The organism is Entomohabitans teleogrylli, assembly GCF_001484765.1.
GTDB classification, from domain to species: domain Bacteria; phylum Pseudomonadota; class Gammaproteobacteria; order Enterobacterales; family Enterobacteriaceae; genus Entomohabitans; species Entomohabitans teleogrylli.
Window position 1 is genome coordinate 102,086 of the sequence record NZ_KQ947379.1, and the last position, 24,787, is coordinate 126,872.

Sequence of the window (24,787 nt, forward strand, 5' to 3'; positions counted from 1 at the left end):
CATGGGTATCAATAACTTTAAGCGGTTACTGGCACACGGCTCCCGCCTGCTTGTTTTTCTGATCGTGGTTACCGCCTGTTCAGGAAGCCGCGCATGGGCGGAGGATTATTTCAATCCGGCGCTGCTGGATATAGACACCCCCGGGCAGGGGAAAACCGATCTTTCCATTTATGAAAAGGGCCCGGGTCAGGCACCGGGAAAATACCGCGTCACAATATTCATTAACAATAAACAAACTGATAACCGTGAAGTTGAATTTCACCTGCAACATAATTCCGCCGGGCACGCCACTCTCCAGCCCTGTTTTACATTACATGATCTTAAATCACTGGGTATCCGGATCAAAAAATATCCCGGGTTAAACGGTGGCGCCCGTTGCGCAAGGCTGGATGCTATCCCCGGCGCCTCAGCGACATTTCGGGTCAGCCAGCAGCAATTGCTGCTGAGTATTCCCCAGTCCGCCCTTGGCCAGATACCGCGCGGCTATATCGCCCCGGAGGAGTTTGATGAGGGTATTAACGCCGGTTTGCTGAATTACAGCGTTACCGGCAGTAATAGCCGCGCCCGGCAGGCCGGAATGAGCGATACCAGCAATCAGTATGTCAACCTGCGTCCCGGTCTGAATGTTGGCGCCTGGCGCGTACGCAACTATTCCACTTTCAGCCGCAGCCAGAGCGGTGGTAACAGTCAGTCCGATTTCTCTTCCGTGTACACCTATGCCAGGCGCGACATCATCGCCATGAAAAGTGAAGTGACGGTGGGTCAGAGCAGTACCCCTGCCGATGTCTTCGACAGCGTCCCGTGGACCGGCGCACAGCTGGCGTCGGATGACGACATGCTGCCGGACAGCGAAAAAGGCTATGCGCCGATCATTCGCGGCATTGCCCACAGCAATGCGCAGGTGGTGGTGCGCCAGAACGGCTACATCATCTATCAGAATACCGTCGCGCCGGGGGCCTTTGAGATCAACGACCTCTATCCCACCGGCAGCAGCGGCGACCTGAATGTCACCGTGAAAGAGACCGACGGCAGCGAACAACATTTCGTGGTGCCTTATGCTTCGGTCCCGGTTTTACAGCGCGAAAAACATCTGCGCTACCACATCGCCGCCGGACGCTATCGTTCCTACGACAGCAGTGTAGAAAAAGCGCCGTTTATTCAGAGCAGCGCGATTTATGGCCTGCCCTACAACTTCACCCTCTATGGCGGCATTCAACAAAGCAAGCACTATCACTCACAGGCCGCCGGCGTGGGGAAAAACTTTGGCGGACTCGGCGCGTTCTCTGTCGACGTCACGCGGGCAAAGGCGTTAATTAAGCAGCGGGCCAGCAGTACCGGCCGCTCCTGGCGTATCCGCTACAGCAAAGATTTCGCCAGCACCGGTACGAACTTCTCCCTTGCGGGTTACCGCTACAACAGCAAAGGGTTTTATACCCTTGAAGATACGCTGGACTCCTGGACCAGCAACGATGACTGGTCCACGCCGCAGCAAAAACGCGCCCGCACCGAGGCCACGATTGATCAGAACCTGGGCGCAAAATGGGGCACCCTCACGCTGAGCCTGGTCCAGGAGCGCTACTGGAGCCAGCAGCAGAACATGACGTCAGTCAGCATGAGCTACAACAATAGCTGGCATGGCATCAGCTACAGCCTGAGTTACAGCCTGAATCAAAACACCAGCAACCATCAGGACGATGACAACAGCGATGATAACGATCGCCTGATTTCACTCAATGTCTCAGTCCCTCTCGATCGCTGGATGCACAACAGCTGGGCGAGCTACAACCTGAACAACAGCAAAGACGGCACCACCCAAAATATCGGCCTGACCGGCACCGCTCTGGAAGGCAATAACCTGAACTGGAACATTCAGGAAGGGTTCAGCACCACCGGCAGCGGCAGCTCCGGCAACGCCAACATTGATTACAAAGGCACCTACGGCGAATTCAGCGGCGGCTTCAGCCAGGATAAATACCAGCGTAGCGTTAACTATGGCGTCCAGGGCGGCGTGGTGGTCCACGGCAACGGCATTACCCTGAGCCAGCCGCTGGGAGAAACCATCGCGCTGGTTAAAGCCCCCGGCGCCAGCGGGACGCGCATCGCCAATCAGACTGGTGTGAAGACCGATTTCCGCGGTTACACCGTGGTGCCCTACGTCAACGCCTGGCGCCATACCACGATCGCCCTGGATACCGAAAGCCTGCCGGACGATACCGATGTCAGCCAGGCCGCTCAGGTGGTGACGCCAACCCGCGGCGCCGTCGTCCGCGCGACGTTCCATCCGCGTAGCGGCAACCGGGTAATGATGACACTGTCGCATAACGGTAAACCGCTGCCCTTCGGCGCGACAGTGACCACCAGCGACAACGACAGCGAATTTATCGTTGGCGATAGCGGCGTGGTGTATCTGACAGGACTGACGCCGCGCGGCCAGTTGCGGGTGATCTGGGGAGACGCCGCACAAACCCGCTGTACCGCTCGCTATGAGCTCCCCGAAAACGCGCCCCATGGCCAAATTACTAACCTGTCGGCGCAGTGCCGCTGAATGAGAGCCCAGATGAATATAGTTCGATTACTCAGTATGTTACTGGTGTTATGCGGGAGTTTGCTATGCATGCCGCACGCCCATGCCTCAGGATGTTCGACTCCCAACATCCCCTACGAAGCTTCGATGGCGGAAATTCGCGTATCCAGCACCCTGCCCCCCGGTAGCATAATCCCCGGCACCGAGCAAAATATTCAGGTTCACGGCGCGTGCGATGTTGACCGCGCCGGACAGCCGATTATCGCCTGCTACTACGGAACCGGGCAAGAATACCCCGGTTATCCCGGCGTCTATGAAACCGGCGTCGACGGGATTGGTATTACGCTTATCAACGATCAGGGACAGCGGATTAAGGGCGGCGGCATACTGTGCGACACCCGGAATACCCCCCTGGGCTATATCTCTGGCGACGGCAGTAATTCGTTTAATTTTGGCGTGACGCTGGCGCTGGTAAAAACCGCTGACCAGGTTACCAGCGGCACTCTACAGCAGGCGCAAACAGTCTTTGGCATCGGTATTTATGGCGAAGAAGGCATCGGCTCGCCCAATCAGATCGCCTACGCCGGCAATGTCAACTTCAGCACCGTCACTTGCTCCCTGTCACCACAAAATTTTGCTATTACGCTGGGCGATTTCCCGGTCAGTGATTTTAATGGACCGGGCTCCACCACCCCAGAAAGACGATTTGAAATCGGGATCACCTGCAATGATACCGTTCAGCCTGAGCTCATGGTTTCCAGCGCCGATGGTTATGAGACTGACCATCCGGGGGTGATCAAACTGACCCAGGAAAACGGCGTAGCGTCCGGCGTCGGTATTGAGCTGACCGTTGACGGCATGCTGGCAAATTTCGATCAGTACGTTAACACCGCCAGCGAGGCCTTCAGTAATGAAACACTCAGAGTCCCTCTGACGGCCTGCTACTACCAGACTGGCGCTACGGTTGAGCCCGGCAGCGCTAATGGCGTCGCCACCATTACGCTCGCTTATAAGTAATGCCATGAAAAAATATCTGCTTTTACTTATCACCAGTTGTCTTAGCCCGACCATTCACGCCGAGGCTATCGAGATACAGATGACCGGCAATATTTTTGCCAATACCTGCTCGGTAGACAGCGCCAGTCAGGATTTAAGCGTCGATCTGGGACAAGACAGCGCCGGGAACTATAAAGATGTCGGCGATACCGGCGCATGGAAAGATTTCGATTTGACGCTATCCAAATGCCCTTCCACTACCACGCTGGTGACGGCGCAGTTTAAAGGTCAGGCAGACAGTACCCATCCAACCCGATTCGCCAACACCGGCACCGCCGGCGGACTGGCGCTGGAACTGGGCGATCGTCAGGACAGAATTTTACTGGCGCCGCAGGCCAGTTTCAGCGTGCTGGTTAATCAGGACACCCACACGGCGGATTTCCCGCTATCGGCCCGCTACTACTGCACCAGCTATCCGGTCACCGCCGGCACGTTTAACGCCACGGTACAGGTGACCTTTACCTACCAATAAGCGCCCCTCATGCAAGGAGCTTCTTGCGCCGCCCGGCAACCGTTCAGCCAGGCGTTTTTTTATTCCGATTCCAGCCGCTGCAGATTGCGGAAATTCACCTTTTTCCGCACCTGACGCAGGCTATACCCAGCCTGCACTCACCATCATGTCTGCGGCGTGGCAGGGTACCGGCTTGCCGGTCGCCAGAATCATATCCAGGTTTAACAGGAAAGCCAGACTGCACCGGGGGATACTTAATTCTGCCGCCATTTACCAAATTGCAGGCATAAAAAAACCGCCTGACGGCGGTTTTACACGACACTGCTTATCATTGATTTTATTCGTTATTTCCCATGGTACCCGGAGCGGGACTTGAACCCGCACAGCCCGAAAGCCGAGGGATTTTAAATCCCTTGTGTCTACCGATTCCACCATCCGGGCTCGGGAATAAAATGGAGGCGCGTTCCGGAGTCGAACCGGACTAGACGGATTTGCAATCCGCTACATAACCGCTTTGTTAACGCGCCAAATTTTTGCCTTACGGCCACACCAGAGAGACCCTGATGCCTGAAATCTGGAGCGGGAAACGAGACTCGAACTCGCGACCCCAACCTTGGCAAGGTTGTGCTCTACCAACTGAGCTATTCCCGCAAATCATCAAGCTGAGTTAATTGCTTGATTCTTTTTATCTTCTGGCAAACGGTACCGCCTTTCGATGCGATGCATTCTACTTACCTGACGCAGTGAGTCAACGATATTTTTAATGATATTGCACCGTTTGCTGAATTTTACGGCGAAACGATCACTGTTCAAGCAAATCGCCGCGCGCCGCGTTCAGATAGTGTAGCATCGACCACAGCGTCAGGACCGCCGCCACAAATAGCAGCCCGGTAGCAAGATACTCGATCCAGTAGTTCGGCCGCCACAGCAGGCCGATCAGCGCCAGCATCTGCGAAGCCGTTTTTACTTTACCAATCCACGAAACCGCCACGCTGCTGCGCTTGCCAAGTTCCGCCATCCACTCGCGCAGCGCGGAAATGATGATCTCCCTGCCGATCATTATCGCAGCCGGCAGCGTTACCCACCAGGTGTGATAATGCTCGACCACCAGCACCATGGCGACGGCGACCATGACCTTATCGGCCACCGGATCGAGAAAAGCGCCAAAGCGCGTGCTCTGATTCCAGCGCCGCGCCAGAAAACCGTCAAACCAGTCGGTAATCGCCGCCATACAAAAGATCAATGCGCACAGAAACGGCGCCCAGACAAATGGCAAATAAAACGCCACGACGAAGAACGGAATAAGGACAACGCGAAACAGGGTAAGTAGAGTGGGTATATTAAATCGCATAGTGCCGCTAACGGTTTGTCATCTGTGAAGTTGTTCTATGTTGCTACATAGAGATCAATGTTTCAACGACCAGTAGATCTTTTCTGCCAGCGCCTGCGAGATACCCGGCACTTTTGAGATTTCGTCAATACTGGCGTTCATCAGAGGTTGCAGCCCACCCATATATTTGAGTAGCATCTGGCGGCGTTTCGGCCCAATTCCTTCGATGGTCTCCAGGGTACTGGTGTTTTTAACTTTGGCGCGTTTCTTACGGTGACCGCTAATCGCATGATCGTGAGATTCATCGCGGATATGCTGGATAACATGCAGCGCCGGGGAGTCCGGCGGTAAGGCAAAGCCCTCCCCCTCTGGCTTAAGAAACAGCGTTTCCAGCCCGGCTTTGCGATCGCTGCCTTTCGCCACCCCCAACAGGAGCGGGTGACGTTTGTCCCAGGTCACGTCGAGTTCGTCGAAGACCGCTTTCGCCTGCCCCAGTTGCCCTTTCCCGCCGTCAATCAAAATCACATCGGGGATCTTACTTTCATCGATCGCTTTACCGTAGCGGCGACGCAGTACCTGATTCATGGCCGCATAATCATCGCCCGGCGTAATGCCGGTAATGTTATAGCGACGGTACTCCGCCCGCAAAGGACCGTTTTGATCGAATACCACGCAGGACGCGATGGTCTGCTCCCCCATCGTATGGCTGATGTCAAAGCACTCCATACGTTTCACTTCCGGCAATGTCAGGACTTCCGCCAGCGCTTTCAGCCGCTGGCTGACCGTTGATTGCTGAGACAAACGCGTCACCAGCGCGGTAGCCGCATTGGTACGCGCCAGCTTCAGGTAGCGCGCCCGATCGCCGCGCGGTTTGGTCTGGACATTGATGCGCCGCCCGGCGACTTCGCTGAGGGAGTCCGCCAGTACAGTTTTATCCGCCAACGCAAAATCGAGCAGGATTTCCCCCGGTAGGGTACGCGTCTGGCTGCCCTGGAGGTAAAACTGGCCGACAAAGGTTTCCACCACCTCCGCCAGCTCAGTACCGCCAGGCACTTTCGGGAAATAACTGCGACTGCCGAGCACTTTCCCCTGACGGATAAACAGCACATGCACACAGGCCATGCCGGCGTCGAAAGCTACACCGATAACATCCAGATCGTCGCCGGTATTGGAAACAAATTGTTTCTCCGTCACCCGGCGGACCGCCTGAATTTGATCGCGGATACGCGCCGCTTCCTCAAATTCCAGCTGCTGGCTGGCCTTTTCCATCCGCGCCACCAGTTGGTTAATCACCTGATCGTCTTTCCCGGAAAGAAACAGCCGCACGTACTCCACCTGGCGAGCATATTCCTCTTCGCTGACCAGTCCGGCGACGCAGGGCCCCAGACAACGGCCGATCTGGTATTGCAGGCAGGGACGGGAACGGTTGCGATAAACGCTATTTTCACACTGGCGGACCGGGAATACTTTCTGGAGCAGAGTCAGCGTTTCACGCACCGCGTAGCCGTTTGGAAAGGGACCAAAATATTCCCCTTTGGCATGTTTGGCGCCCCGGTGCATCGCCAGGCGCGGATGGGTATCCGCGCTGAGAAAGATATAGGGGTAAGATTTATCGTCGCGCAGCAGCACGTTATAACGCGGCTGATACAGCTTGATATAGTTATGTTCCAGCAGCAGCGCTTCCGTCTCGGTGTGGGTCACCGTGACATCAATATGCTGGATCTGGGCCACCAGCGCTTCGGTTTTGCGGCTGGCAAGATTGCTGCGGAAATAGCTGGCGAGACGCTTTTTGAGGTCTTTCGCCTTGCCGACATAAATAACCGTGCCGCCAGCGTCATACATGCGATAGACGCCAGGCTGGCTGGTTACCGTTTTCAGGAACGACCGGGAATCGAACACATCACTCACTGACTGGTTAACGTCTCCGCACTGCACAAGCCATGCCGAATCGCCAGATGCGTTAACTCAACATCACCGCTAATGTTCAGTTTACTAAACATACGGTACCGATAGCTGTTAACCGTCTTCGGGCTCAGATTCAGTTGCTCAGAGATTTCGTTGACCTTCTGGCCTCGGGTAATCATGAGCATAATCTGCAGTTCGCGCTCCGACAAACTGGCAAACGGAGATTCGGTTTTCTCCGGCTCAATCTGGCTTAACGCCATCTGCTGCGCAATATCAGAAGCGATATAGCGCTGGCCTGCGTATACCGAACGGATGGCGTTCACCACATCCTGCGGCGCCGCCCCCTTGCTCAGGTAACCTGCGGCGCCAGCCTGCATAACCTTTGCCGGCAGCGGATTTTCCGTGTGTACCGTCAGCATGATAATTTTAATATCAGAGGAATAACGAGCGATTTTACGTGTTGCTTCCAGCCCGCCGATGCCGGGCATATTCATATCCATGAGCACCACATCGACCGGGTTAGCGCGACACCATTTGACGGCGTCTTCACCGCAGCTCACCTCACCTGATACTTTAATCCCCTTTATGTCTTCAAGAATGCGTCGTATCCCTGCGCGCACCAGTTCGTGGTCGTCAACAAGTAGAACGTTGATCAAAGGATAAATCTCCAGATTTAGGGATAACGCTGCTGATTACTAACTCTCAACATATTAACGGGTTTTAAGTCAACTTTAAAACGCAAAAAATGCATTCTTGCGATCGCGTTCCAGCTTTCAGGAATTATATGTTACATGCAGTATACAGCAGTTTAGCAGGGGTAAGTTTATATCTTCGTGGAATAACGCTGTCTAAACGTCTTGCAAAATATTTCTGGACGAACTCCCCCGGGGCTTATCCGCTATTTAGCTCGCTCAGTTTTAACCTGTTGAAATATTTTTTTAAAGAAACCGTTACAAATCAGATTTATCGTCTAAAAGAATCACTCTTTAGGGTTACATCCCCCGCTGCGATGGCTAATGAAAAGCCGCCAGGCTGTGATATACTCCGCAACCTGCATTAACCGCTATTGGCGGTGATCTACCTGAATACAGAGGAAAATAAATGAGCGCACCTGATTTCTCCACGAATGATAACGCCCAGGAACTGGCGCTGGAAGTAAGCTGCCTGAAGGCCTTGTTTACCCAGATGCTGAAAGTCATGGGCCAGGCCGACGCGGGTAAGGTCATCATTAAGATGGAAAAAGAGATTGCGGAAATGGAAAACAAGGCCCACGCGGAAGTGTTCAGCAACACAGTTAAGCAAATTAAACAAGCCTACCGCCAGTAATCAGCGGATGGCTGAACGTGACGCGACTTTCAGCCATCTGAATTTCCGGATGGTCGTCTAAATTAAACCGAGCGCAGCGGCATAACTGGCAATCTGGGTTTTATTCGGCGCCTCAAATTTCTTCTGCATATTTTTCTGGTGAAAATTAACCGTATTTTCTGAAATAGAGAGAATAATGGCGATCTCCGCCGACGTCTTCCCTTCCGCGGTCCACTGTAAAATCTCCCGTTCCCGCTTGCTCAGGCGCATCTCTCTTACCGCTACGCTGTCATGCTGCAGGCGCAACAAGCTTGCCATCCCGATTTCATTAAGATATTGAAGACGCATTGAAATTTCCTCTTCCGCCATCCGATGTTTTTTATTATTCCGCAGGGCGACCGACAGGAAAGCATTGACATTCTGCGGCCCGGTGAGGCTGCGGGTATAGCCGCTGCATAAACCGTGATCCTGCGCGGCGCCCCAGAATACTTTGGCGTTGGCAAAAAGCTCGTCATTCCAGGCTAATAATCCGCGAAACGCATTACACGGCTGCATCACCGGATCGATAGCAAAATAATTTTCCGCCTGGTACACCTCCCGCCACGCCGCCGGATAAGTGGTGTGAACGGTCAACCTGGGACGGGTAAACGGGATGGGTTGCCGGATACAGAAGGCAAAATAATCAAAATCCAGTAATTCCGTCTCGTGGCGCATAGCGGCGAATATCTGTCCGGCATCATCGATGCCATTAAAAATGACGGCCATTTCCTGTCGCCAGGTAAAAAAATTGCTTCCCTGCATAGTACCGGAAATCCCCTGATATGATTAATTATGCCAATATGCCTCTGCTGGTTAACATATTGTTGAGCTTTCCTTATGTAAAGGGGTGATTTTAACTTTTGGGATTCCCCCCAGCTTCCGGAGGAAACAACATGTCTGACGCGTCTTCGCCGCAGCGCCTCTTCGCGCAGCTTCATCAACAACTTCACGGCGTCTCTGCCCCGCCGCCGGAGGTACATTTTGATCACTCTGGCGCCTTGCCCTCTTGCTTCGCCGTCAGCGCCCTTGCCTCCGCCAGTATCGCGCTGGTGGGCAGCGCTCTGGTGAAATTAACCCGGCGCGATCTGCCGCTGCGCGTTGATCACCGGCTGGCGTCAATGTGGTTTTCCACCAGCCATCAGCCAGTCAATCGCCGCGCACAAAAGTTATGGGATCCGTTTGCCGGCGATTACGCCACCCGCGACGGCTGGATCCGCCTGCATACCAATGCCCCTCACCATCGGCAAGCCATGGAATCGGTACTTGGCAAATATCGTGACCGGGAGACCCTGGCAAACCAGGTGGCGCAATGGCGCAAGGAAACCCTTGAAGAAAATATCGTCGCCGCCGGCGGATGTGCCGCGGCGATGCGTAGCATGCAGCAATGGCAGCGTCATCCCCAGGGGCAGGCCGTCAGCGATGAAGCGCTGATTGCCAGTGATATCCGCGATGGCGCCCGTATAGCGCAGCGCATGTCCCCGCTCTCACGGCCATTGCTGGGAGTACGGGTGCTCGATTTAACCCGCATCATTGCCGGACCGGTGGCGACCCGGTTGCTGGCGGGACTTGGCGCGACAGTATTGCGAATCGACCCGCCGGACTGGCGCGAACCGGCGCTGGAAGAGGAATTGACGCCGGGCAAACGCTGCGCGCGCCTCGATCTCAAATCGTCGCAGGGCCGCGAACAGCTGGCGCAGCTGGTGCGTAACGCCGATATCGTCGTACACGGCTACCGGGCCGATGCGCTGGAAAAACTGGGATTTGACGCCGACACGCTGCGCCAGCTCTCTCCCGGGCTGGTGGATATCTCGCTGAATGCCTGGGGATGGCGCGGACCGTGGCGCAATCGTCGCGGTTTCGATAGCCTGGTGCAGATGGCCTGCGGCATCGCCGCAGAAGGCCAGCGCTGGAAACAGACGACGCATCCGCAGCCGCTACCGGTCCAGGCGCTGGACCACGCCACCGGCTATCTGATGGCGGCGGCGGCGCTTAACGGCCTCTATCACCGCGAACATCTGCAACAGAGTTACCAGGCGCAGCTGTCGCTGGCCGCCACAGCGCATTTCCTGATGCAACAAACGGCCAGCGCTGCCGGAGAATTTCAGCCCTGGCAGCCCCGGGACTGCGATCCAGCGCTGGAGTTTTCGCGCTTCGGGCTGGGCTACCGACTGCGCTTCCCGCTTGAACTGCCGGGAACGCCGGTGTGCTGGTCCCGGGAACCTGTGCCGCTGGGCAGCGCTCTCCCCTGCTGGCCATAGCAGTTATTGAGTGAGGAATTTATCCAGGAACTGGCGGGTTCTGGCCTGCTGCGGCGCGGCGAACAGCGCCCGGGCCGGTCCCTGCTCGACAATCCGCCCCTGATCCATAAAAATAGCCCGATCCGCAACATCGCGGGCAAAGCTCATTTCATGGGTGACGATCACCATGGTGCGTTTCTCCTGCGCCAGTTGGCGAATGGTATTCAGCACCTCGCCCACCAGCTCAGGATCCAGCGCCGATGTCGGTTCATCAAACAGAATCACTTCCGGGCGCATCGCCAGCGCCCGGGCAATCGCCACCCGCTGCTGCTGGCCGCCGGAAAGCTTGCGCGGGTAGCGGTTTTCTTTGCCGCTCAACCCGACTTTCTCCAGCAGCGTCCTGGCCCGGTTTTCCGCCTCGGCCTTCGGTTCGCCTTTGACAATCACCGGTCCTTCAATGATGTTTTCCATCACGGTACGATGCGGAAACAGATTGAAATTCTGGAAGACAAACCCAACGTGCTGGCGCAGCTCGCGCACCCGGGCTTTCTGGCGACTCATCGGCAGGGCGGCGTCAATGGTGATATCGCCGACGCGAATCGTGCCGCTCTCCGGCTGCTCCAGTAAGTTAATACTGCGCAATAGCGTGGTCTTCCCGGAGCCGCTGGGGCCAATAATAGCCACCACTTCACCAGCGGCGACCTCCAGACTGATACCGTGCAGCACCGTCTGGCCGTGGAATTGTTTGACAAGGTTCCTGACTTCGATGGCGCTCATTGGGGATCCTGCTCCTGGCGATTAAGCCGTTGTTCAAAGTAGTTCTGCAGCGCCGATAACACCGTCGCCATAACCCAGTAAATCAGCGAAGCCGCCAGATACATGGTAAACACTTCAAGGGTTCGGGACGTGATCAATTGCGCCTGACGAAACAGCTCCGGCACCTGAATCGTCGCCGCCAGCGAGGTGTCCTTCACCAGGCTGATAAAACTGTTGCTCAGCGGCGGCAGCGCGACCCGGGCGGCCTGGGGCAGAATGGCGCGGCGCAGCGTTTGCCACGGCGTCATCCCGATACTGGCCGCCGCTTCCCACTGCCCTTTATCAATCGAGGAGATGGCCGCGCGCAGGGTTTCCGCCGCATAAGCGGCGGTATTCAGGGACAGGCCGATCATCGCCGCTGGCACCGGATCGAGTTCAATACCGAACTGCGGCAGGCCGTAATAGATCATAAACAGCTGGGCAATCAATGGCGTACCGCGGAAAATAGAAATATAAAACCGCGCCAGCCAGGAGACTGGCCACAGAGGGGACAGGCGCATCATGGCCAGCAAAAATCCCAGCAGCAGTCCAAAGAACATCCCGCCAAGACTGAGCTGTAGAGTAAATACCGCTCCTCTAAGCAAATAGGGCGCTGACTCCAGCACCAGTTGCAGACTTTCTTGCATTATTTATAAGCATCCTGTTGGAATCAGACGTGTGGATGGTAGGCAAACAGCGCCGGCGCGCCGCCGGTATGGATAAACAGTAGCGGACCGTTATCCCTGAATCGCCGTTGGCTGATACCGTCGATCAGGCCGGCCATCGCTTTCCCGGTATAAACCGGATCGAGCAGGATCCCTTCCAGGCGCGCCAGCAGTTTTACCGCCTCATCGCCGGCTTCATTCGGCATCCCGTATTGCGGCGCGAAGTAGTCATCCCACAGCAGGACAGGCGCCCGGGCTTCAAGCTCCAGCGCTGTGGCGATCTGCTGCTGAAGATTTACCACCTTCGGCATCTGCTGTTCGACGCTGCGCGACACCGTTACGCCGATCAGCTCCGCGTCAGGCATCACCTGTTCGAGGCCAACTGCCAGCCCGGCGTGAGTCCCGGCGCTGCCGGACGCCACCACCACCGAGGAGATCGCCACGCTATCCGCACACTGTTGGGCGATTTCCAGCGAGCTTTCCACATAGCCCAGCGCCCCCAGCGCATTCGAACCGCCCACCGGTACCACATAAGGGCGGAATCCCTGAGCCTCAAGACGCGTCGCCAGCTCCGCCAGTTGCGCGTCAGGAGCGTCGAGGGCGGCGCACATTTCGACCTGGACATCGAACAGGTCCAGCAGCAGGCGATTGCCGTTAGTCAGGTAGTTTTCTGCCCGGGTGCCAATCGGGTTTTCCAGTAGCGCCACACAGTGCAGGCCGAGTTTCGCCGCAACGGCGGCGGTTTGCCGCACGTGGTTGGACTGAATCGCCCCGGCGGTCACCAGCGTATCGGCGCCTTCGCGCAGCGCATCGGCGGCGAGGAACTCCAGCTTACGCAACTTGTTGCCGCCCAGCGCCATGGGGGTCACATCGTCGCGTTTAATAAAGATTTCCCGGCCAAGATAATCAGAAAGCCGCGGCAGATACTCCAGCGGCGTCGGCGCGCCGATCAGCTCCAGGCGCGGAAAACGAGTCAGGTGTTGTAAAGGCATAAATTCTCCGGAAACGGTTGCCGTGACATCCTTTTATTATGAACATCTATAGTATTACGCACATGCCATAACGAAAAAAGGCGCCATCAGCGGCACCTTTATCAGGCAGACAGATAAATTATTTGGTCACATCAGCGCCAAACCATTTTTCAGACAATTTCGCCAGCGAACCGTCTTTCTGCATTTCGGCGATCGCCTGGTTGATGGCGTTGAGCAAGTCGTCATTGCCCTTACGCACCGCCACGCCGGCCTCCTGACGGGAGAATGGCTCACCGGCCACCGCCAGCGTTGCGTTAGTTTTCTTCACCAGATCGAGGGCCGCCAGGCGGTCGACCAGAATCACGTTAATGCGGCCGACGCGCAGATCCTGATATTTGGTCGGATCATCATCATAAGTGCGAATATCGACACCTTTGACGTTCTGGCGCAGCCACTCTTCATAGTTGGTGCCCAGCCCAACGCCGACTTTTTTCCCCTGCAGATCGGCGGCGGTTTTAATCGCGGCTTCCTCGCCCTTTTTCACCAGCGCCTGAATGCCGGACACGGTATACGGGGTGGAGAAATCATATTTCTTTTTACGGGCATCGGAGATAGTGACCTGGTTCACCACCACATCAATACGCTTTGAGTCCAGGGACGCCAGCATCCCGTCCCACTTGGTGGGTTTCAGCTCGGCTTTAACGCCCATATGTTCGGCGAGTTGTTGAGCGAATTCGACTTCAAAACCGGTTAATTTCCCGTCTTCGCCCTGAAAACTGAATGGCGGATAAGTGCCTTCCAGTCCGACCAACAGGGTACCGCGTTGTTTAATCTTATCCAGCAGATTTTCTGCCGCAAAGGTCGGCACGCTGGCGCCGGCCACTACCGCCACCGCCAGCACGCCCATCAGCGCCTGGCGGCCAAATTTAACCAGTTTCATCATTAACTCCGGATATAGAATAGTTGTTATGAAATAGTGTAATGCGCCGGTAAAAAATACCAAAAAACAATTCGCTACCACTTATTCTTTTTTAATATATATCAGAGGTAGATTTTATAGATTCAGGCGTAGCGGCACTGCGGTCGAGAAATTCGGCGTATTTCCGCAGCGCGATGCGGTAATTATCGGTGCTGGTCGCCGGTAGCCACGGTTCAAGCTGTTGCTCCATGTGACGTTGTAACAAAAGCCCCTGCGGCAGTTGATGACGGCTCAGATCATTGCCCAGACGACGCAAACGCACGACATATTCGTGAATGGTACTGATGCGGATATTGGTCTGCTCAAACAGGTATTGTTTAAAACCGAGGATATCAAACCAGCTTTCCTGCTCATGGCACCACAGGTCGCTGCAAAAACGGCACATCGCCGACCACTCTTTACTGGCTTCCTGCCAGGTATGATCGTCCATCGGTCTTTCCAGTTGTGGAATCGCGTTTTTCTTTATCACCTGGCCGTTATGCACCAGCGTCACGCGCTGTAGCGGTTTACGGCAGTGGGCGCATTGGGTTTGGGCAAGTTTAAAATCTTTGAGGTAGCGGCTCAGGGGCCGCGTTCTGGCCTGTTGTCTGGTCATAATTAGCCTGTCAAAAGATGGTCGATGTCAGGATCTTCCCCGCTCCAGGCGGCTGCGCAGGCGTTTTATGGCCTGGCTGTGCAACTGACTGACCCGTGATTCCCCTACCTCCAGCACGGCGCCAATCTCTTTGAGATTCAGCTCTTCCTGGTAGTAGAGCGTCAGTACCCGTTGCTCGCGCTCCGGCAGGGCTTCAATAGCCGCCACCACGCGCTCGCGCAAATCGCTCTCCAGAAGCAGTTGCAGAGGGTTGGTCTGGCGGTGTTCGTCGGTCATCAGCTCAATACTGTCGCCGTACTCTTCCTGCCATTCATCCCAGGAAAAAAGCTGGCTATTGTTGGTATCAAGCAGCATCTGGCGATACTCTTCAGGAGAGAGGTTCAGCCGTTGGGCGACTTCGTTTTCGCTGGCATGGCGCCCCAGTTCCTGCTCGAGTTGCCCGATAGCCTGCGCCACTTCGCGGGCATTGCGCCGCACGCTGCGCGGCGCCCAGTCCCGGCTGCGCAACTCATCGAGCATCGCGCCGCGAATGCGCTGTATCGCAAAAGTGGTGAAGGCCGTCCCCTGCAGGGCGTCGTAGCGTTCCACGGCGTGCAACAATCCGATGCCGCCGGCCTGCAACAGGTCATCCAGTTCGACATTCGCCGGTAGCCGTACCTGCAGGCGCAGCGCTTCATGGCGCACCAGCGGGATATAGCGCAGCCACAGCGAGTGTTTATCCATGACACCGTCAGCGGTATACAGAGAATCCACGATCAACAGCCCTGCTATTTGTAAGTTATCAACCCGATTATCCGTTCCCGCCGGGCTTTTAATCGTCAGAATAGTGGGTGAAATGTGAGGTTATTTGGCAGGATAACCGCTGGCGAAATGTAAAACCCCGCCGCAACGGGGTTCCGGGGTTCGCCCACACCGACGTTGCTATCGGTGCGGGTTGTCGTGCGCTTAACGCAGCAGAGACAGCACGTTTTGCGGTACCTGATTGGCCTGCGCCAGTACCGAAGTGCCCGCCTGCTGGAGGATCTGCGCGCGGGACATATTGGAAACTTCGGTGGCGTAATCGGCATCTTCAATACGGCTACGGGCGGAAGTCAGGTTATCCACCGTATTGCCGAGGTTGGTGATGGCGGAGTCGAAACGGTTCTGTACCGCACCGAGGTCAGAACGCAGCGCATCGACCTGCGCCAGCGCGGCATCGATCACCGCCAGCGGGCTGTCGGTTTTTTTGCTGCTCTGGGCGGCGGAAGCCGTCAGCAGCTCAGTCTTACCGGCGCTGTCAGTACCGATGTACATCTGTTCGCCAGCGGCGTTTTTCACCACCCCGGATGAGTCAACGCTGTAGGATGCGCCGCCCACCTGCAATGAAGCGGTTTTCACCGAACCCGGCGCTTTTTGCAGATCGGTCTCCGTCAGGGCTTTATTGTCGGTGGTGGATTTGGTGGTCAGAATGCCGCTGCCTGCCGCGGTATACACCGCTTTGTCGGTCTGAATTTCCGCGCCGGTACCGGTAGCGGTAGTCGAGGCGGAGATGGTGAAGTTCACCACCGTACCGTCGAGGGTGGCGGAAAACGAGCCGTTGCCGCTGGCGTCTGCGCTACCAACAGTAAACTCAACGCCCTGATAAGTGAATTTATCACCGGCGTTTGTACCAGCGGCCAGCGTCGCCAGATCAGTTGCTTGCGTACCGGGAGTGGCCGTGGTGGTGTAAGCAGTGGAGGCGGCATTGGCCTGTGAGGAGTTGGTGACATAGGCGCCGGTCACGGCGTCAGAATAGATGGTCTGGCCGCCGGCGTTCTTCACGTCGGTACCGCCAATCGCCACGGTATAGGTCTGGCCGCCCACGGCATAGTTATTGGTGCCGGTCGCGCCAAATTTCGCCACCAGGCTATCGGCACTGGCTTTATCGGCGCCGGTCACGGTGAAGTTGCTCAGGTTCAGGCTCTGGGTATCAATCTTTTTCAGATCGATATTGATGATCTCGCCATCGTTGGCGCCAACCTGAATTTTCAGGGTGTTGTCTTCGGACAGCACTTTTACGCCGTTAAACTGGGTCTGCTGGGAGACGCGGTCGATTTCACTCAGGCGCTGGGTGATTTCCGCCTGAATAGAGGACAAGTCGCTATCCGAGTTGGTGCCGTTGCTGGCCTGGACCGACAGTTCGCGCACCCGCTGCAGGTTGTTGTTAATTTCATTCAGCGCGCCTTCGGTGGTCTGGGCCACCGAGATACCGTCGTTGGCGTTGCGCGAGGCCTGAGTCAACCCCTTAATATTGGAAGTAAAACGGTTGGCGATGGCCTGACCGGCGGCATCGTCTTTGGCGCTGTTGATCCGCAGGCCGGAAGAGAGACGCTCAATGGCGGAACTCAGGGAGGACTGGGATTTATTGAGGTTATTCTGGGTCAACAGCGACAGGCTGTTCGTATTAATGACTTGTGCCATAGTTCAGTTCCTTCGTTGATTCACTGGGAGTTGGGCTGTTGCCCGCGGCTTGCGCCGTCTCCCCATGTATCGGCACGCGGTTTTTGAACTTTAGGAAATTTTTGCACCTGCCATGAGCGATCATTAGCCGCCGAATTAGCGCCCGGAACAGAGATTATTCCGCCTATTAGCGCTACAAAAGAGCGTTAAACTTTGCCCGCAAATTGCCGATACCCTGCGATATCCTGTTCGCGATCATAAGGAATGACTAATGGCTTCGATTTCATCTCTGGGCATCGGCTCTAACCTGCCACTGGACACCTTGCTGACTAATCTCACGACGGCGGAAAAAGCGCGCCTGACGCCGATTACCAGGCAACAGTCGGCCAACAGCGCGAAGCTGACTGCCTACGGTACCCTGAAAAGCGCGTTAGAAAAGTTCCAGACCGCCAATACCGCCCTCAACAGCGCCGATCTATTCAAAAGCACCACTGCCACCAGCAGCAGCGATAAACTCGCCGTCACGACATCGGCCGGCGCGGCCGCCGGCACCTATACCATCAGCGTCAGCCAACTGGCTCAGGCGCAGTCGCTGGCCACCCGCACTCTGACCTCCAGTTCCGCCCCCCAGGGCGACAGCGCTATTGCTTCCCGTACCCTGGTCATCAGCCAGAAGGGACGCGACAAGCCGCTGGAGATAGAACTCTCCGCCGAACAGACTTCACTGGAGGGGATCCGCGACGCCATTAATGAGGCGGACGGCGGCGTGACGGCCAGCATCGTCAAACTCAAAGACGACAGCTACCAACTGGTGCTCAGCGCCACCGACAGCGGCGTGGATAACGCAATGACGATCTCCGTTTCCGGCGACGCTACCCTGCAAAACCTGCTCGGTTACGACAACAGCACCGGCAGCGGCGCCATGACTCAGTTGGTGGCGGCACGCAACGCGCTGCTCACCGTCAACAACATCGCCATTGAGCGCGCCAGCAATACCGTGACCGATGCGCCGCAGGGGCTAACCCTCAATCTCAGCCAGACGCTGGAAAACGCCACGGTGATCGTCAGTAAAAGCAACGACAAGGCGACCAGCGCCGTCAATGACTGGGTAAACGCCTGGAATTCGCTGGTGGATACGTTCAACTCCCTGACCAAATACACGGCCGTCGACCAGGGAGCCGAAACACAGGACGCCAGCAATGGCGCCCTGGTCGGCGACAGTATCGTACGCAATATCCAGACCGGTATCCGGGCGCAATTCAGCAACAGCGCCACGGGCTCCACCTTTAAGACCCTGGCGGAAATTGGCGTAACCCAGGATCCGACCACCGGAAAGCTGAAAATTGACGATGACAAACTGCAAAAGGCGCTCACGGATAACAGCAGCGCCACGCGTCAGTTGCTGGTCGGCGACGGCAAAGAGACCGGCATCACCAGCAAAATCGCCGGGCTGGTCAGCGGCTATCTGGCTGACGACGGCATTATCGACAGCGCCAAAGACGGAATTAACGCCACCCTGAAAAGTCTCACCAAACAGTATCTGGCGGTCAGCAACAGTATTGACGAAACCATCGCGCGCTATAAAACCCAGTTTACCCAGCTTGATACCATCATCAGTCAGCTTAACAGCACCAGCTCTTATCTGACCCAGCAGTTTGACGCACTGAGCAGTTCCTGACAAAAGAGGTCGTTATGTACAACAGCAGTGGCACCACCGCCTATGCGCAAATCGGCGTAGAAAGTGCGGTCATGAGCGCCAGCCCGCACCAGCTTATCGTCATGTTGTTCGACGGCGCTCTGAGTGCGCTGGTACGGGCGCGCCTGTTTATGGACCAGGGTAACGGCGCCGCCAAAGGTGCTGCCCTGAGCCAGGCAATCAATATCATCGATAATGGCCTGAAAGCCGGGCTGGATCCGGCTCAGGGGGGAACGCTGCCGGAACAACTGGCCGCGCTGTATGATTACATGGTACGCCGCCTGCTACAGGCCAATCTGCGTAATGACAGGCGCGCCATCGAAGAAGTGGAAACCCTGCTGAGCGGTATCGCCGACGCCTGGAAACAGATTTCCCCCGCCCAACAACCGGTACAGGAGCCAGGCTAATGTCAGCGCATCCGGAGTTCTTGAGCCGCTGGCTGCGCGTGGCGATGCTCAGTGAGTCCCTGCTGGAGCTGGCGCGCTGCGGCGAGTGGCAGCAACTGGTGGATCAGGAAGTTAGCTACCTGCAAAGTATTGAAAATGTCATGCGGCTGGAGATGCCGCCGGACCTCAGCCCGCCGGTACGCCGCCATCTGCGCCAACTGGTCGGCAACGTGCTGGACAATGAGCAGCAGTTAAAAACGCTGCTCCAGAAACGTATGGAAGAACTCAGCGCGCTGATCGGCCAGTCGGCGCGCCAGCAAAACATCAACAATACCTATGGCCGGTTGTCCGGGGTGCTGCTGATGCCGGAGTCGCCACGCTAAATCTTTCGTCATTCCCCTGCCGTTTTGCTTAACATCCGTCATACTCCAGAAGTCCCTTCCTGACTTCTGGAGCACAAGTCATGAATAATCCGGTTATTTTGCAATGCTTTCACTGGTATTACCCCGGCGGCGGCCAATTGTGGCAGGAGGTCAGCCAACGTGCTCCCCATCTACAAGAAACGGGTATTTCGATGGTCTGGCTGCCTCCGGCCTACAAGGGCAGCAGCGGCGGCTATTCCGCCGGTTACGACAGTTACGATCTGTTCGATCTGGGAGAGTTTGATCAAAAGGGGTCGGTGGCCACCAAATACGGCGACAAACAGCAGCTTCTCGACGCTATTGCCGCGCTGCAGCAGCATCATATCGCGGTGTTGATGGACGTGGTGGTGAACCACAAGATGGGCGCCGATGAGAAAGAGCCGGTACGGGTTAACCGGGTCAATCCGGACGATCGTACCCTGATCGCCGATGAGGTTATTGAATGCGAAGCCTGGACCCGCTACACCTTCCCGGGGCGCAGCGGAAAGTATTCGCAATTCATCTGGGATTTTCGCTGCTTCAGCGGCATCGACCATATCGAAAATCCCGACGAAGACGGCATCTTTAAAATCATTAATGACTATACCGGCGATGGCTGGAACGATCAGGTTGACGATGAGCTGGGCAACTTCGACTACCTGATGGGCGAAAATATTGATTTCCGCAACCGGGCGGTTACTGAGGAGATCAAATACTGGGCGCGCTGGATGCTCAGTCAAACCCACTGCAACGGCTTTCGGCTTGATGCGGTTAAACACATTCCCGCCTGGTTTTACAAAGAGTGGATCGACCACGTACAGGACGTGGCGCCTGAACCGCTGTTTATCGTAGCCGAATACTGGTCCCACGAAGTGGACAAACTGCAACAGTACATAAGCCAGGTCGAAGGCAAAACCATGCTGTTTGACGCCCCGCTGCAGATGAAATTCCACGAAGCCTCGCGCTCCGGCCGCGACTACGATATGAGCCAGATCTTTACCGATACGCTGGTCGAGGCGGATCCTTTTCACGCCGTCACGCTGGTGGCCAACCACGATACTCAACCGCTGCAATCGCTGGAAGCGCCGGTGGAACCCTGGTTTAAACCGCTGGCCTACGCGCTGATTCTGTTGCGCGAAAACGGCGTGCCATCGGTCTTTTATCCGGACCTGTTCGGCGCCAGCTATGAAGATACCGGCGGCGACGGCAACAGCTACCAGATAGAGATGCCGATCATCCATCAGCTCGACGCCTTAATCCAGGCGCGCCAGCGCTTTGCCCACGGCGTCCAGACGCTGTGGTTCGATCACCCGAACTGTATTGCTTTCAGCCGTAGCGGAACCGAAGAGGCGCCGGGCTGCGTGGTGGTGATATCTAACGGCGATGACGGGGAGAAGACCCTGACGCTGGGAGAGAATTACGGGCAAAAAACCTGGCGTGACTTCCTCGGCAACCGGGAGGAGACCATCGCCACTGACGAACAGGGCAGCGCTACCTTTACCTGCAATGGCGCCAGCGTCAGCATTTGGGTCATGGAAGAGGTACTGTAATCGTCCGGCCCGCCAGCCACGGCGGGCCATCGCGCGATCAGGGCAGCGGCGAAGAGAGCGACTGTTGCGCCAGCGCCTGCGCGCAGGCAGCGGTTGGCCGCTCCACGCGCTGTAGCGTCATGCCGTCATAGGACAGCGTAGCGTGAGTACGCTCAATCGGGTACACATCAAGTTTTTCCGTGACATTGACCAGTTCTCCGTCGTCGATGGTCAGTTTACCGGGTAGCGCAATCACCCGCTGCCACTCGCGGCAGTCGAGGGTGTCCCCCTGCTCTGTCACAATCAGACTGGCTATCGCCTCCGGGCTGACCAGCGCGCTCTGCGGCCCCTGGGATTGCCAGTACCCCGCCAGCCCCGACGGCGCCGGCGCCTTCACCACCTGACGGTAATCATTCACCTGGGCGCAGCCGCTGAGAACCAGCAGCGCGGCAACGGTTGCTAACTTTTTCATTGTTTTATCCGGCTGATAAGCAAAAACATATTCTGGCATTAATGGCCGCCGCTCGCCAGCGCCCGAACGGCGGCGCAAATATCGATCCCCCACGATTTTTAGATTTTTTATGGGCCTTCCCGCCGCAGAAGGCGTATTATTGCGCGCTCCTGTTGCGCCTGATGGCGCGTTTTAGTTCCGTCTGAGTTCAGAGGCTAAAATTCATGTCATGGTCTGACTTTAAACAACACTATCTGATTAAGTTCTGGTCACCGGTTCCGGCTGTTATCGCCGCCGGGATCCTCTCCACCTACTACTTCGGCCTTACCGGCACCTTCTGGGCAGTCACCGGCGAATTCACCCGCTGGGGCGGTCAGTTGTTGCAACTGCTGGGCGTCGATACTGAAAACTGGGGGTATTTCAAACTGATTGATCTGCACGGTACGCCGCTCACCCGGGTGGATGGCGTGATGATCATCGGTATGTTCGGCGGCTGTTTCGCCGCTGCCCTGTGGGCCAACAATATTAAGCTGCGCCTGCCGCAACACCGTATCCGCATCCTCCAGGCGCTGGTGGGCGGGATTATCGCCGGCTTTGGCGCCCGCCTGGCGATGGGCTGCAATCTGGCGGCTTTCTTTACCGGCATTCCCCAGTTTTCGGTACACGCCTGGTTTTTCGCCCTGGCGACCGCCATTGGCTCATGGTTCGGCGCCCGCTTCACCCTGCTGCCGCTGTTTCGTATTCCGGTTAAGCTGCAAAAAGTCAGCGCCGCCCATCCCCTGACCCAGAACCCGGACCAGGCGCGGCGGCGTTTTCGCATCGGCATGCTGGTGTTTATCGGCATGGTCGGCTGGGCGCTGCTCACCGCGGCAAACCAGCCGAAACTCGGGATCGCCATGCTGTTCGGTATCGGTTTCGGTCTGTTGATCGAACGGGCGCAAATCTGCTTTACCTCAGCGTTCCGCGATCTATGGATCACCGGCCGCACCCAGATGGCGAAAGCGATTATTCTCGGGATGGCGGTCAGCGCGATCGGCATCTTCAGCTATACCCAGTTAGGGGTGGCGCCGAAAATCATGTGGGCCGGACCGAACGCGGTGATCGGCGGTCTGCTGTTCGGATTTGGTATTGTGCTGGCCGGCGGCTGCGAAACCGGCTGGATGTACCGCGCCGTGGAGGGCCAGGTACACTACTGGTGGGTGGGGCTGGGCAACGTCATCGGCTCCACGCTGCTGGCCTTCTTCTGGGATGACCTGTCCCGACCGCTGGCCACCAGTTGGGACAAGATTAACCTGCTGACCACCTTCGGGCCGCTGGGCGGCCTGCTGGTCACCTATCTACTGCTGCTGGGCGCGTTTTTGCTGGTGCTCGGCTGGGAAAAACATTTCTTTACCACCCGTAACCGGACCCCGGCGGCCGTGAAGGAGAGCGTATGACCACGATAGTGCCTGATTTCCGTCTCGATATGGTGGGCGAACCCTGCCCCTATCCGGCCGTGGCGACCCTGGAAGCGATGCCACAGCTGGAAAAAGGGCAAATCCTTGAAGTCATCAGCGACTGCCCGCAGTCAATCAATAATATCCCGCTGGACGCCCGCAACCACGGCTATACGGTGCTGGATATTCAACAGGACGGCCCTACCATCCGCTACCTGATTCAGCGTTAAACATCCTCTGATTTTGCCGGGACCGCGTAGGCCCCGGCTTTCACCATAAACTCTTCAACCCGTTTAATTCGCGCCACGGCATCATCACCCTGGCGCGCCACCAGCGACGCCAGCAGACATTCCGCCAGCCCCATCCCGGCAATCACCGACGGGAAAAATGACGGGCTATCGGTAGAAAACCACAGCGACGCCGTAGCGCCCGCCGCCAGCGGCGATGCCGGGGTATCGGTCAGGGCCACCACTCTGGCGCCTATCTGGCGGGCGGCCTCCAGCACCCGCAGTGACTCCCGCGAGTAAGGCGCAAAACCAATGATCACCAGTACATCATCGGGACCGATTTCACGGGTAAACATCTCATCATTGCTGGCGAAGCCGTCAATCAGCGACACCTGCTTCTTAAACAGCCGGTAGACATAATAAACCGACCAGGCAATCGGAAAACTGGCGCGGAATCCGCAAATATAGACGTGCTGCGCGCTTTCCATCAGATCCACCGCGGCGGTCAGTGATTCACGATTCTCTTCGCTGGTGCGCTCCAGATTGGCATGATGAGTATTGAACACCTCGTCATACAGCCGATCGCCTTCTCCTTTTTCCACCAGGCGACCGGCGCGGACGCCGTAACTTTCATGCTGGAAGCCGACCGAAACAATAAAGCTGTTTTTCAGTTCTACCCAGCCGCTGAATCCGACCCGCTGGGCCAGACGCAGCAGGGTGGCGGGTTTCACCTGCGCCAGAGTGGCGAAGGCACGCATCGAAAGGGTAATCACATCATGGGTATGAGACAGGGTAAAATCAGCCGCGCGCTGCAGTTCCGGAGTGAGCTGAGGGTAAAAATCAATGATCGTCTGACGAGGATTCATGCACGGACATTCCTGATTGTCGCCGCAGACCACCCATTGATCTGCGTATAACAACAATCTAGCGGATTCAGATGCGCAACTTAAGACCCAGACGCATCCCTCCCTGCAATGAGTGCTTTTCAGTAGGGAAAAATGTGACAGAGATCGGTTTATACCGCCATGGACATCACTTCCTGATAGGCTGCCACCAGTTTGTTGCGCACCTGAATTCCCATTTGCAGCGAGACCGACGATTTTTGCAGATCGACCATCACATCATTCAGCGCTACCCCCGGCGTCCCCAGCGTGAACTGTTCAGTCTGCGTGCGGGCGTGATTCTGTACTGCGCTGATTCTGTCGAGCGCCGCGGTCAATTCGCCGGCAAAACTTACCGTCGACCGGACACCGTTGTCCTGCCCCGCCGCCAGCGCGGTGGCCTGCAACTGCTGAACCACACCGTCAATTGCCTGAATGCTCATAGCGCCTCCTGTGAAATCTCTACTCAGGCTACCACGCCCTCGCAGCACTAAAGAGGCTAAATAACCC

Annotated in this window: 25 protein-coding genes and 3 tRNA genes; 11 read left to right on the forward strand and 17 right to left on the reverse strand. The window is 56.6% G+C overall.

What is annotated here, in order from left to right; translation table 11 throughout:
- The first annotated feature begins 1 nt into the window (after position 1).
- From AQ981_RS07680 to AQ981_RS07690, 3 genes are read left to right on the forward strand one after another with little or no spacing between them, the layout of a single operon-like run.
- Positions 2-2,545, forward strand: a complete 2,544-nt coding sequence (locus AQ981_RS07680; protein WP_082683162.1) for a fimbria/pilus outer membrane usher protein — start codon at positions 2-4, stop codon at positions 2,543-2,545.
- Positions 2,546-2,557: 12 nt separating this feature from the next.
- Positions 2,558-3,541, forward strand: coding sequence for a fimbrial protein (locus AQ981_RS07685; RefSeq protein WP_058911171.1), 984 nt, complete (start codon positions 2,558-2,560; stop codon positions 3,539-3,541).
- Between the two features lie 4 nt (positions 3,542-3,545).
- On the forward strand, positions 3,546-4,052 hold the full coding sequence (locus AQ981_RS07690) for a fimbrial protein (RefSeq protein WP_058911172.1): 507 nt from the start codon (positions 3,546-3,548) through the stop codon (positions 4,050-4,052).
- Positions 4,053-4,385: 333 nt separating this feature from the next.
- Here the strand turns inward: AQ981_RS07690 and AQ981_RS07695 are convergent.
- The 6 genes from AQ981_RS07695 to uvrY form a co-directional block, all read right to left on the reverse strand.
- Positions 4,386-4,472 (reverse strand) — tRNA-Leu (locus tag AQ981_RS07695).
- A gap of 12 nt (positions 4,473-4,484) precedes the next feature.
- Positions 4,485-4,558, reverse strand: a tRNA-Cys gene (locus AQ981_RS07700).
- 48 nt (positions 4,559-4,606) lie between these two features.
- Positions 4,607-4,682 (reverse strand) — tRNA-Gly (locus AQ981_RS07705).
- Between the two features lie 151 nt (positions 4,683-4,833).
- Positions 4,834-5,382 (reverse strand): CDP-diacylglycerol--glycerol-3-phosphate 3-phosphatidyltransferase, encoded by a 549-nt coding sequence (gene pgsA / locus AQ981_RS07710; RefSeq protein WP_058911173.1) that lies wholly within the window; start codon positions 5,380-5,382, stop codon positions 4,834-4,836.
- Positions 5,383-5,436: 54 nt separating this feature from the next.
- Complete coding sequence (gene uvrC, locus AQ981_RS07715) at positions 5,437-7,269, reverse strand: excinuclease ABC subunit UvrC (RefSeq protein ID WP_058911174.1); 1,833 nt, start codon at positions 7,267-7,269, stop codon at positions 5,437-5,439.
- Positions 7,266-7,922, reverse strand: a complete 657-nt coding sequence (uvrY, locus tag AQ981_RS07720; protein ID WP_058911175.1) for a UvrY/SirA/GacA family response regulator transcription factor — start codon at positions 7,920-7,922, stop codon at positions 7,266-7,268. Before uvrY ends, uvrC begins: the two co-directional genes overlap by 4 nt.
- A gap of 445 nt (positions 7,923-8,367) precedes the next feature.
- Here uvrY and AQ981_RS07725 point away from each other — a divergent pair, with 445 nt between their 5' ends.
- A complete protein-coding gene (locus AQ981_RS07725) occupies positions 8,368-8,592 on the forward strand; it encodes a DUF2594 family protein (protein ID WP_058911176.1) in 225 nt (74 codons plus the stop codon).
- 57 nt (positions 8,593-8,649) lie between these two features.
- Here the strand turns inward: AQ981_RS07725 and sdiA are convergent, their stop codons facing one another.
- On the reverse strand, positions 8,650-9,372 hold the full coding sequence (gene sdiA, locus AQ981_RS07730) for an autoinducer binding domain-containing protein (RefSeq protein WP_058911177.1): 723 nt from the start codon (positions 9,370-9,372) through the stop codon (positions 8,650-8,652).
- A 131-nt stretch (positions 9,373-9,503) separates the two neighbouring features.
- On the opposite strand from sdiA, the gene AQ981_RS07735 reads away from it, so the two are divergent.
- Positions 9,504-10,868: a CoA transferase gene (locus tag AQ981_RS07735; RefSeq protein ID WP_058911178.1), complete on the forward strand. Its 1,365-nt coding sequence runs from the start codon at positions 9,504-9,506 to the stop codon at positions 10,866-10,868.
- Between the two features lie 3 nt (positions 10,869-10,871).
- On the opposite strand, the gene tcyN is transcribed toward AQ981_RS07735, so the two are convergent.
- From tcyN to AQ981_RS07770, 7 genes are all read right to left on the reverse strand, one after another.
- A complete protein-coding gene (gene tcyN / locus AQ981_RS07740) occupies positions 10,872-11,624 on the reverse strand; it encodes an L-cystine ABC transporter ATP-binding protein TcyN (protein WP_058911179.1) in 753 nt (250 codons plus the stop codon).
- Positions 11,621-12,289, reverse strand: coding sequence for a cystine ABC transporter permease (gene tcyL / locus AQ981_RS07745; protein WP_058911180.1), 669 nt, complete (start codon positions 12,287-12,289; stop codon positions 11,621-11,623). The genes tcyN and tcyL overlap by 4 nt, the downstream gene beginning before the upstream one ends.
- A gap of 23 nt (positions 12,290-12,312) precedes the next feature.
- Positions 12,313-13,299, reverse strand: coding sequence for a D-cysteine desulfhydrase (dcyD, locus tag AQ981_RS07750; protein ID WP_058911181.1), 987 nt, complete (start codon positions 13,297-13,299; stop codon positions 12,313-12,315).
- A gap of 118 nt (positions 13,300-13,417) precedes the next feature.
- Complete coding sequence (tcyJ, locus tag AQ981_RS07755) at positions 13,418-14,218, reverse strand: cystine ABC transporter substrate-binding protein (protein WP_058911182.1); 801 nt, start codon at positions 14,216-14,218, stop codon at positions 13,418-13,420.
- Positions 14,219-14,309: 91 nt separating this feature from the next.
- On the reverse strand, positions 14,310-14,852 hold the full coding sequence (gene fliZ / locus AQ981_RS07760) for a flagella biosynthesis regulatory protein FliZ (RefSeq protein ID WP_058911183.1): 543 nt from the start codon (positions 14,850-14,852) through the stop codon (positions 14,310-14,312).
- A 27-nt stretch (positions 14,853-14,879) separates the two neighbouring features.
- Positions 14,880-15,605 (reverse strand): RNA polymerase sigma factor FliA, encoded by a 726-nt coding sequence (locus tag AQ981_RS07765; RefSeq protein WP_058911184.1) that lies wholly within the window; start codon positions 15,603-15,605, stop codon positions 14,880-14,882.
- A gap of 192 nt (positions 15,606-15,797) precedes the next feature.
- A complete protein-coding gene (locus AQ981_RS07770; protein ID WP_058911185.1) occupies positions 15,798-17,291 on the reverse strand; it encodes a flagellin N-terminal helical domain-containing protein in 1,494 nt (497 codons plus the stop codon).
- Positions 17,292-17,541: 250 nt separating this feature from the next.
- On the opposite strand from AQ981_RS07770, the gene fliD reads away from it, so the two are divergent.
- The 4 genes from fliD to amyA all read left to right on the forward strand — a co-directional run bounded on the left by fliD (position 17,542) and on the right by amyA (position 21,303).
- Positions 17,542-18,948: a flagellar filament capping protein FliD gene (gene fliD / locus AQ981_RS07775; protein WP_058911186.1), complete on the forward strand. Its 1,407-nt coding sequence runs from the start codon at positions 17,542-17,544 to the stop codon at positions 18,946-18,948.
- 14 nt (positions 18,949-18,962) lie between these two features.
- Positions 18,963-19,373 carry a flagellar export chaperone FliS gene (gene fliS / locus AQ981_RS07780; protein ID WP_058911187.1) on the forward strand — a complete coding sequence of 137 codons (411 nt, stop codon included), beginning with the start codon at positions 18,963-18,965 and terminating at the stop codon, positions 19,371-19,373.
- Positions 19,373-19,735: a flagella biosynthesis regulatory protein FliT gene (fliT, locus tag AQ981_RS07785; RefSeq protein ID WP_058911188.1), complete on the forward strand. Its 363-nt coding sequence runs from the start codon at positions 19,373-19,375 to the stop codon at positions 19,733-19,735. Before fliS ends, fliT begins: the two co-directional genes overlap by 1 nt.
- An 80-nt stretch (positions 19,736-19,815) precedes the next feature.
- On the forward strand, positions 19,816-21,303 hold the full coding sequence (gene amyA / locus AQ981_RS07790; protein ID WP_058911189.1) for an alpha-amylase: 1,488 nt from the start codon (positions 19,816-19,818) through the stop codon (positions 21,301-21,303).
- A gap of 37 nt (positions 21,304-21,340) precedes the next feature.
- Here the strand turns inward: amyA and yedD are convergent, their stop codons facing one another.
- On the reverse strand, positions 21,341-21,754 hold the full coding sequence (yedD, locus tag AQ981_RS07795; protein ID WP_058911190.1) for a lipoprotein YedD: 414 nt from the start codon (positions 21,752-21,754) through the stop codon (positions 21,341-21,343).
- A 203-nt stretch (positions 21,755-21,957) separates the two neighbouring features.
- Here yedD and yedE point away from each other — a divergent pair, with 203 nt between their 5' ends.
- Together yedE and yedF are read left to right on the forward strand one after the other, a co-directional pair.
- The gene (gene yedE, locus AQ981_RS07805; protein ID WP_058911192.1) at positions 21,958-23,169 is read left to right on the forward strand and encodes a selenium metabolism membrane protein YedE/FdhT; all 1,212 of its coding nucleotides are present in this window, start codon (positions 21,958-21,960) and stop codon (positions 23,167-23,169) included.
- Positions 23,166-23,399 carry a sulfurtransferase-like selenium metabolism protein YedF gene (gene yedF, locus AQ981_RS07810; RefSeq protein WP_058911193.1) on the forward strand — a complete coding sequence of 78 codons (234 nt, stop codon included), beginning with the start codon at positions 23,166-23,168 and terminating at the stop codon, positions 23,397-23,399. Before yedE ends, yedF begins: the two co-directional genes overlap by 4 nt.
- On the opposite strand, the gene AQ981_RS07815 is transcribed toward yedF, so the two are convergent.
- Positions 23,396-24,262, reverse strand: coding sequence for a MurR/RpiR family transcriptional regulator (locus AQ981_RS07815; protein WP_058911194.1), 867 nt, complete (start codon positions 24,260-24,262; stop codon positions 23,396-23,398). The genes yedF and AQ981_RS07815 overlap by 4 nt on opposite strands.
- 149 nt (positions 24,263-24,411) lie before the next feature.
- Entirely contained in the window at positions 24,412-24,720 is a 309-nt protein-coding gene (gene fliE, locus AQ981_RS07820) for a flagellar hook-basal body complex protein FliE (RefSeq protein ID WP_058911195.1), read from the reverse strand.
- Between the last annotated feature and the right edge of the window lie 67 nt (positions 24,721-24,787).

Bases quoted from the DNA above. Each gene is read 5' to 3' on its own strand.
- yedF (WP_058911193.1), top strand. From the start codon at position 23,166: ATGACCACGATAGTGCCTGATTTCCGTCTCGATATGGTGGGCGAACCC.
- tcyN (WP_058911179.1), bottom strand. From the start codon at position 11,624: ATGAGCGCCATCGAAGTCAGGAACCTTGTCAAACAATTCCACGGCCAG.
- pgsA (WP_058911173.1), bottom strand. From the start codon at position 5,382: ATGCGATTTAATATACCCACTCTACTTACCCTGTTTCGCGTTGTCCTT.
- yedD (WP_058911190.1), bottom strand. From the start codon at position 21,754: ATGAAAAAGTTAGCAACCGTTGCCGCGCTGCTGGTTCTCAGCGGCTGC.
- AQ981_RS07770 (WP_058911185.1), bottom strand. From the start codon at position 17,291: ATGGCACAAGTCATTAATACGAACAGCCTGTCGCTGTTGACCCAGAAT.
- tcyJ (WP_058911182.1), bottom strand. From the start codon at position 14,218: ATGAAACTGGTTAAATTTGGCCGCCAGGCGCTGATGGGCGTGCTGGCG.
- fliS (WP_058911187.1), top strand. From the start codon at position 18,963: ATGTACAACAGCAGTGGCACCACCGCCTATGCGCAAATCGGCGTAGAA.
- AQ981_RS07685 (WP_058911171.1), top strand. From the start codon at position 2,558: ATGAATATAGTTCGATTACTCAGTATGTTACTGGTGTTATGCGGGAGT.
- amyA (WP_058911189.1), top strand. From the start codon at position 19,816: ATGAATAATCCGGTTATTTTGCAATGCTTTCACTGGTATTACCCCGGC.
- AQ981_RS07735 (WP_058911178.1), top strand. From the start codon at position 9,504: ATGTCTGACGCGTCTTCGCCGCAGCGCCTCTTCGCGCAGCTTCATCAA.
- fliZ (WP_058911183.1), bottom strand. From the start codon at position 14,852: ATGACCAGACAACAGGCCAGAACGCGGCCCCTGAGCCGCTACCTCAAA.
- AQ981_RS07725 (WP_058911176.1), top strand. From the start codon at position 8,368: ATGAGCGCACCTGATTTCTCCACGAATGATAACGCCCAGGAACTGGCG.
- sdiA (WP_058911177.1), bottom strand. From the start codon at position 9,372: ATGCAGGGAAGCAATTTTTTTACCTGGCGACAGGAAATGGCCGTCATT.
- fliT (WP_058911188.1), top strand. From the start codon at position 19,373: ATGTCAGCGCATCCGGAGTTCTTGAGCCGCTGGCTGCGCGTGGCGATG.
- AQ981_RS07690 (WP_058911172.1), top strand. From the start codon at position 3,546: ATGAAAAAATATCTGCTTTTACTTATCACCAGTTGTCTTAGCCCGACC.
- AQ981_RS07815 (WP_058911194.1), bottom strand. From the start codon at position 24,262: ATGAATCCTCGTCAGACGATCATTGATTTTTACCCTCAGCTCACTCCG.
- tcyL (WP_058911180.1), bottom strand. From the start codon at position 12,289: ATGCAAGAAAGTCTGCAACTGGTGCTGGAGTCAGCGCCCTATTTGCTT.
- fliE (WP_058911195.1), bottom strand. From the start codon at position 24,720: ATGAGCATTCAGGCAATTGACGGTGTGGTTCAGCAGTTGCAGGCCACC.
- yedE (WP_058911192.1), top strand. From the start codon at position 21,958: ATGTCATGGTCTGACTTTAAACAACACTATCTGATTAAGTTCTGGTCA.
- fliD (WP_058911186.1), top strand. From the start codon at position 17,542: ATGGCTTCGATTTCATCTCTGGGCATCGGCTCTAACCTGCCACTGGAC.
- dcyD (WP_058911181.1), bottom strand. From the start codon at position 13,299: ATGCCTTTACAACACCTGACTCGTTTTCCGCGCCTGGAGCTGATCGGC.
- AQ981_RS07680 (WP_082683162.1), top strand. From the start codon at position 2: ATGGGTATCAATAACTTTAAGCGGTTACTGGCACACGGCTCCCGCCTG.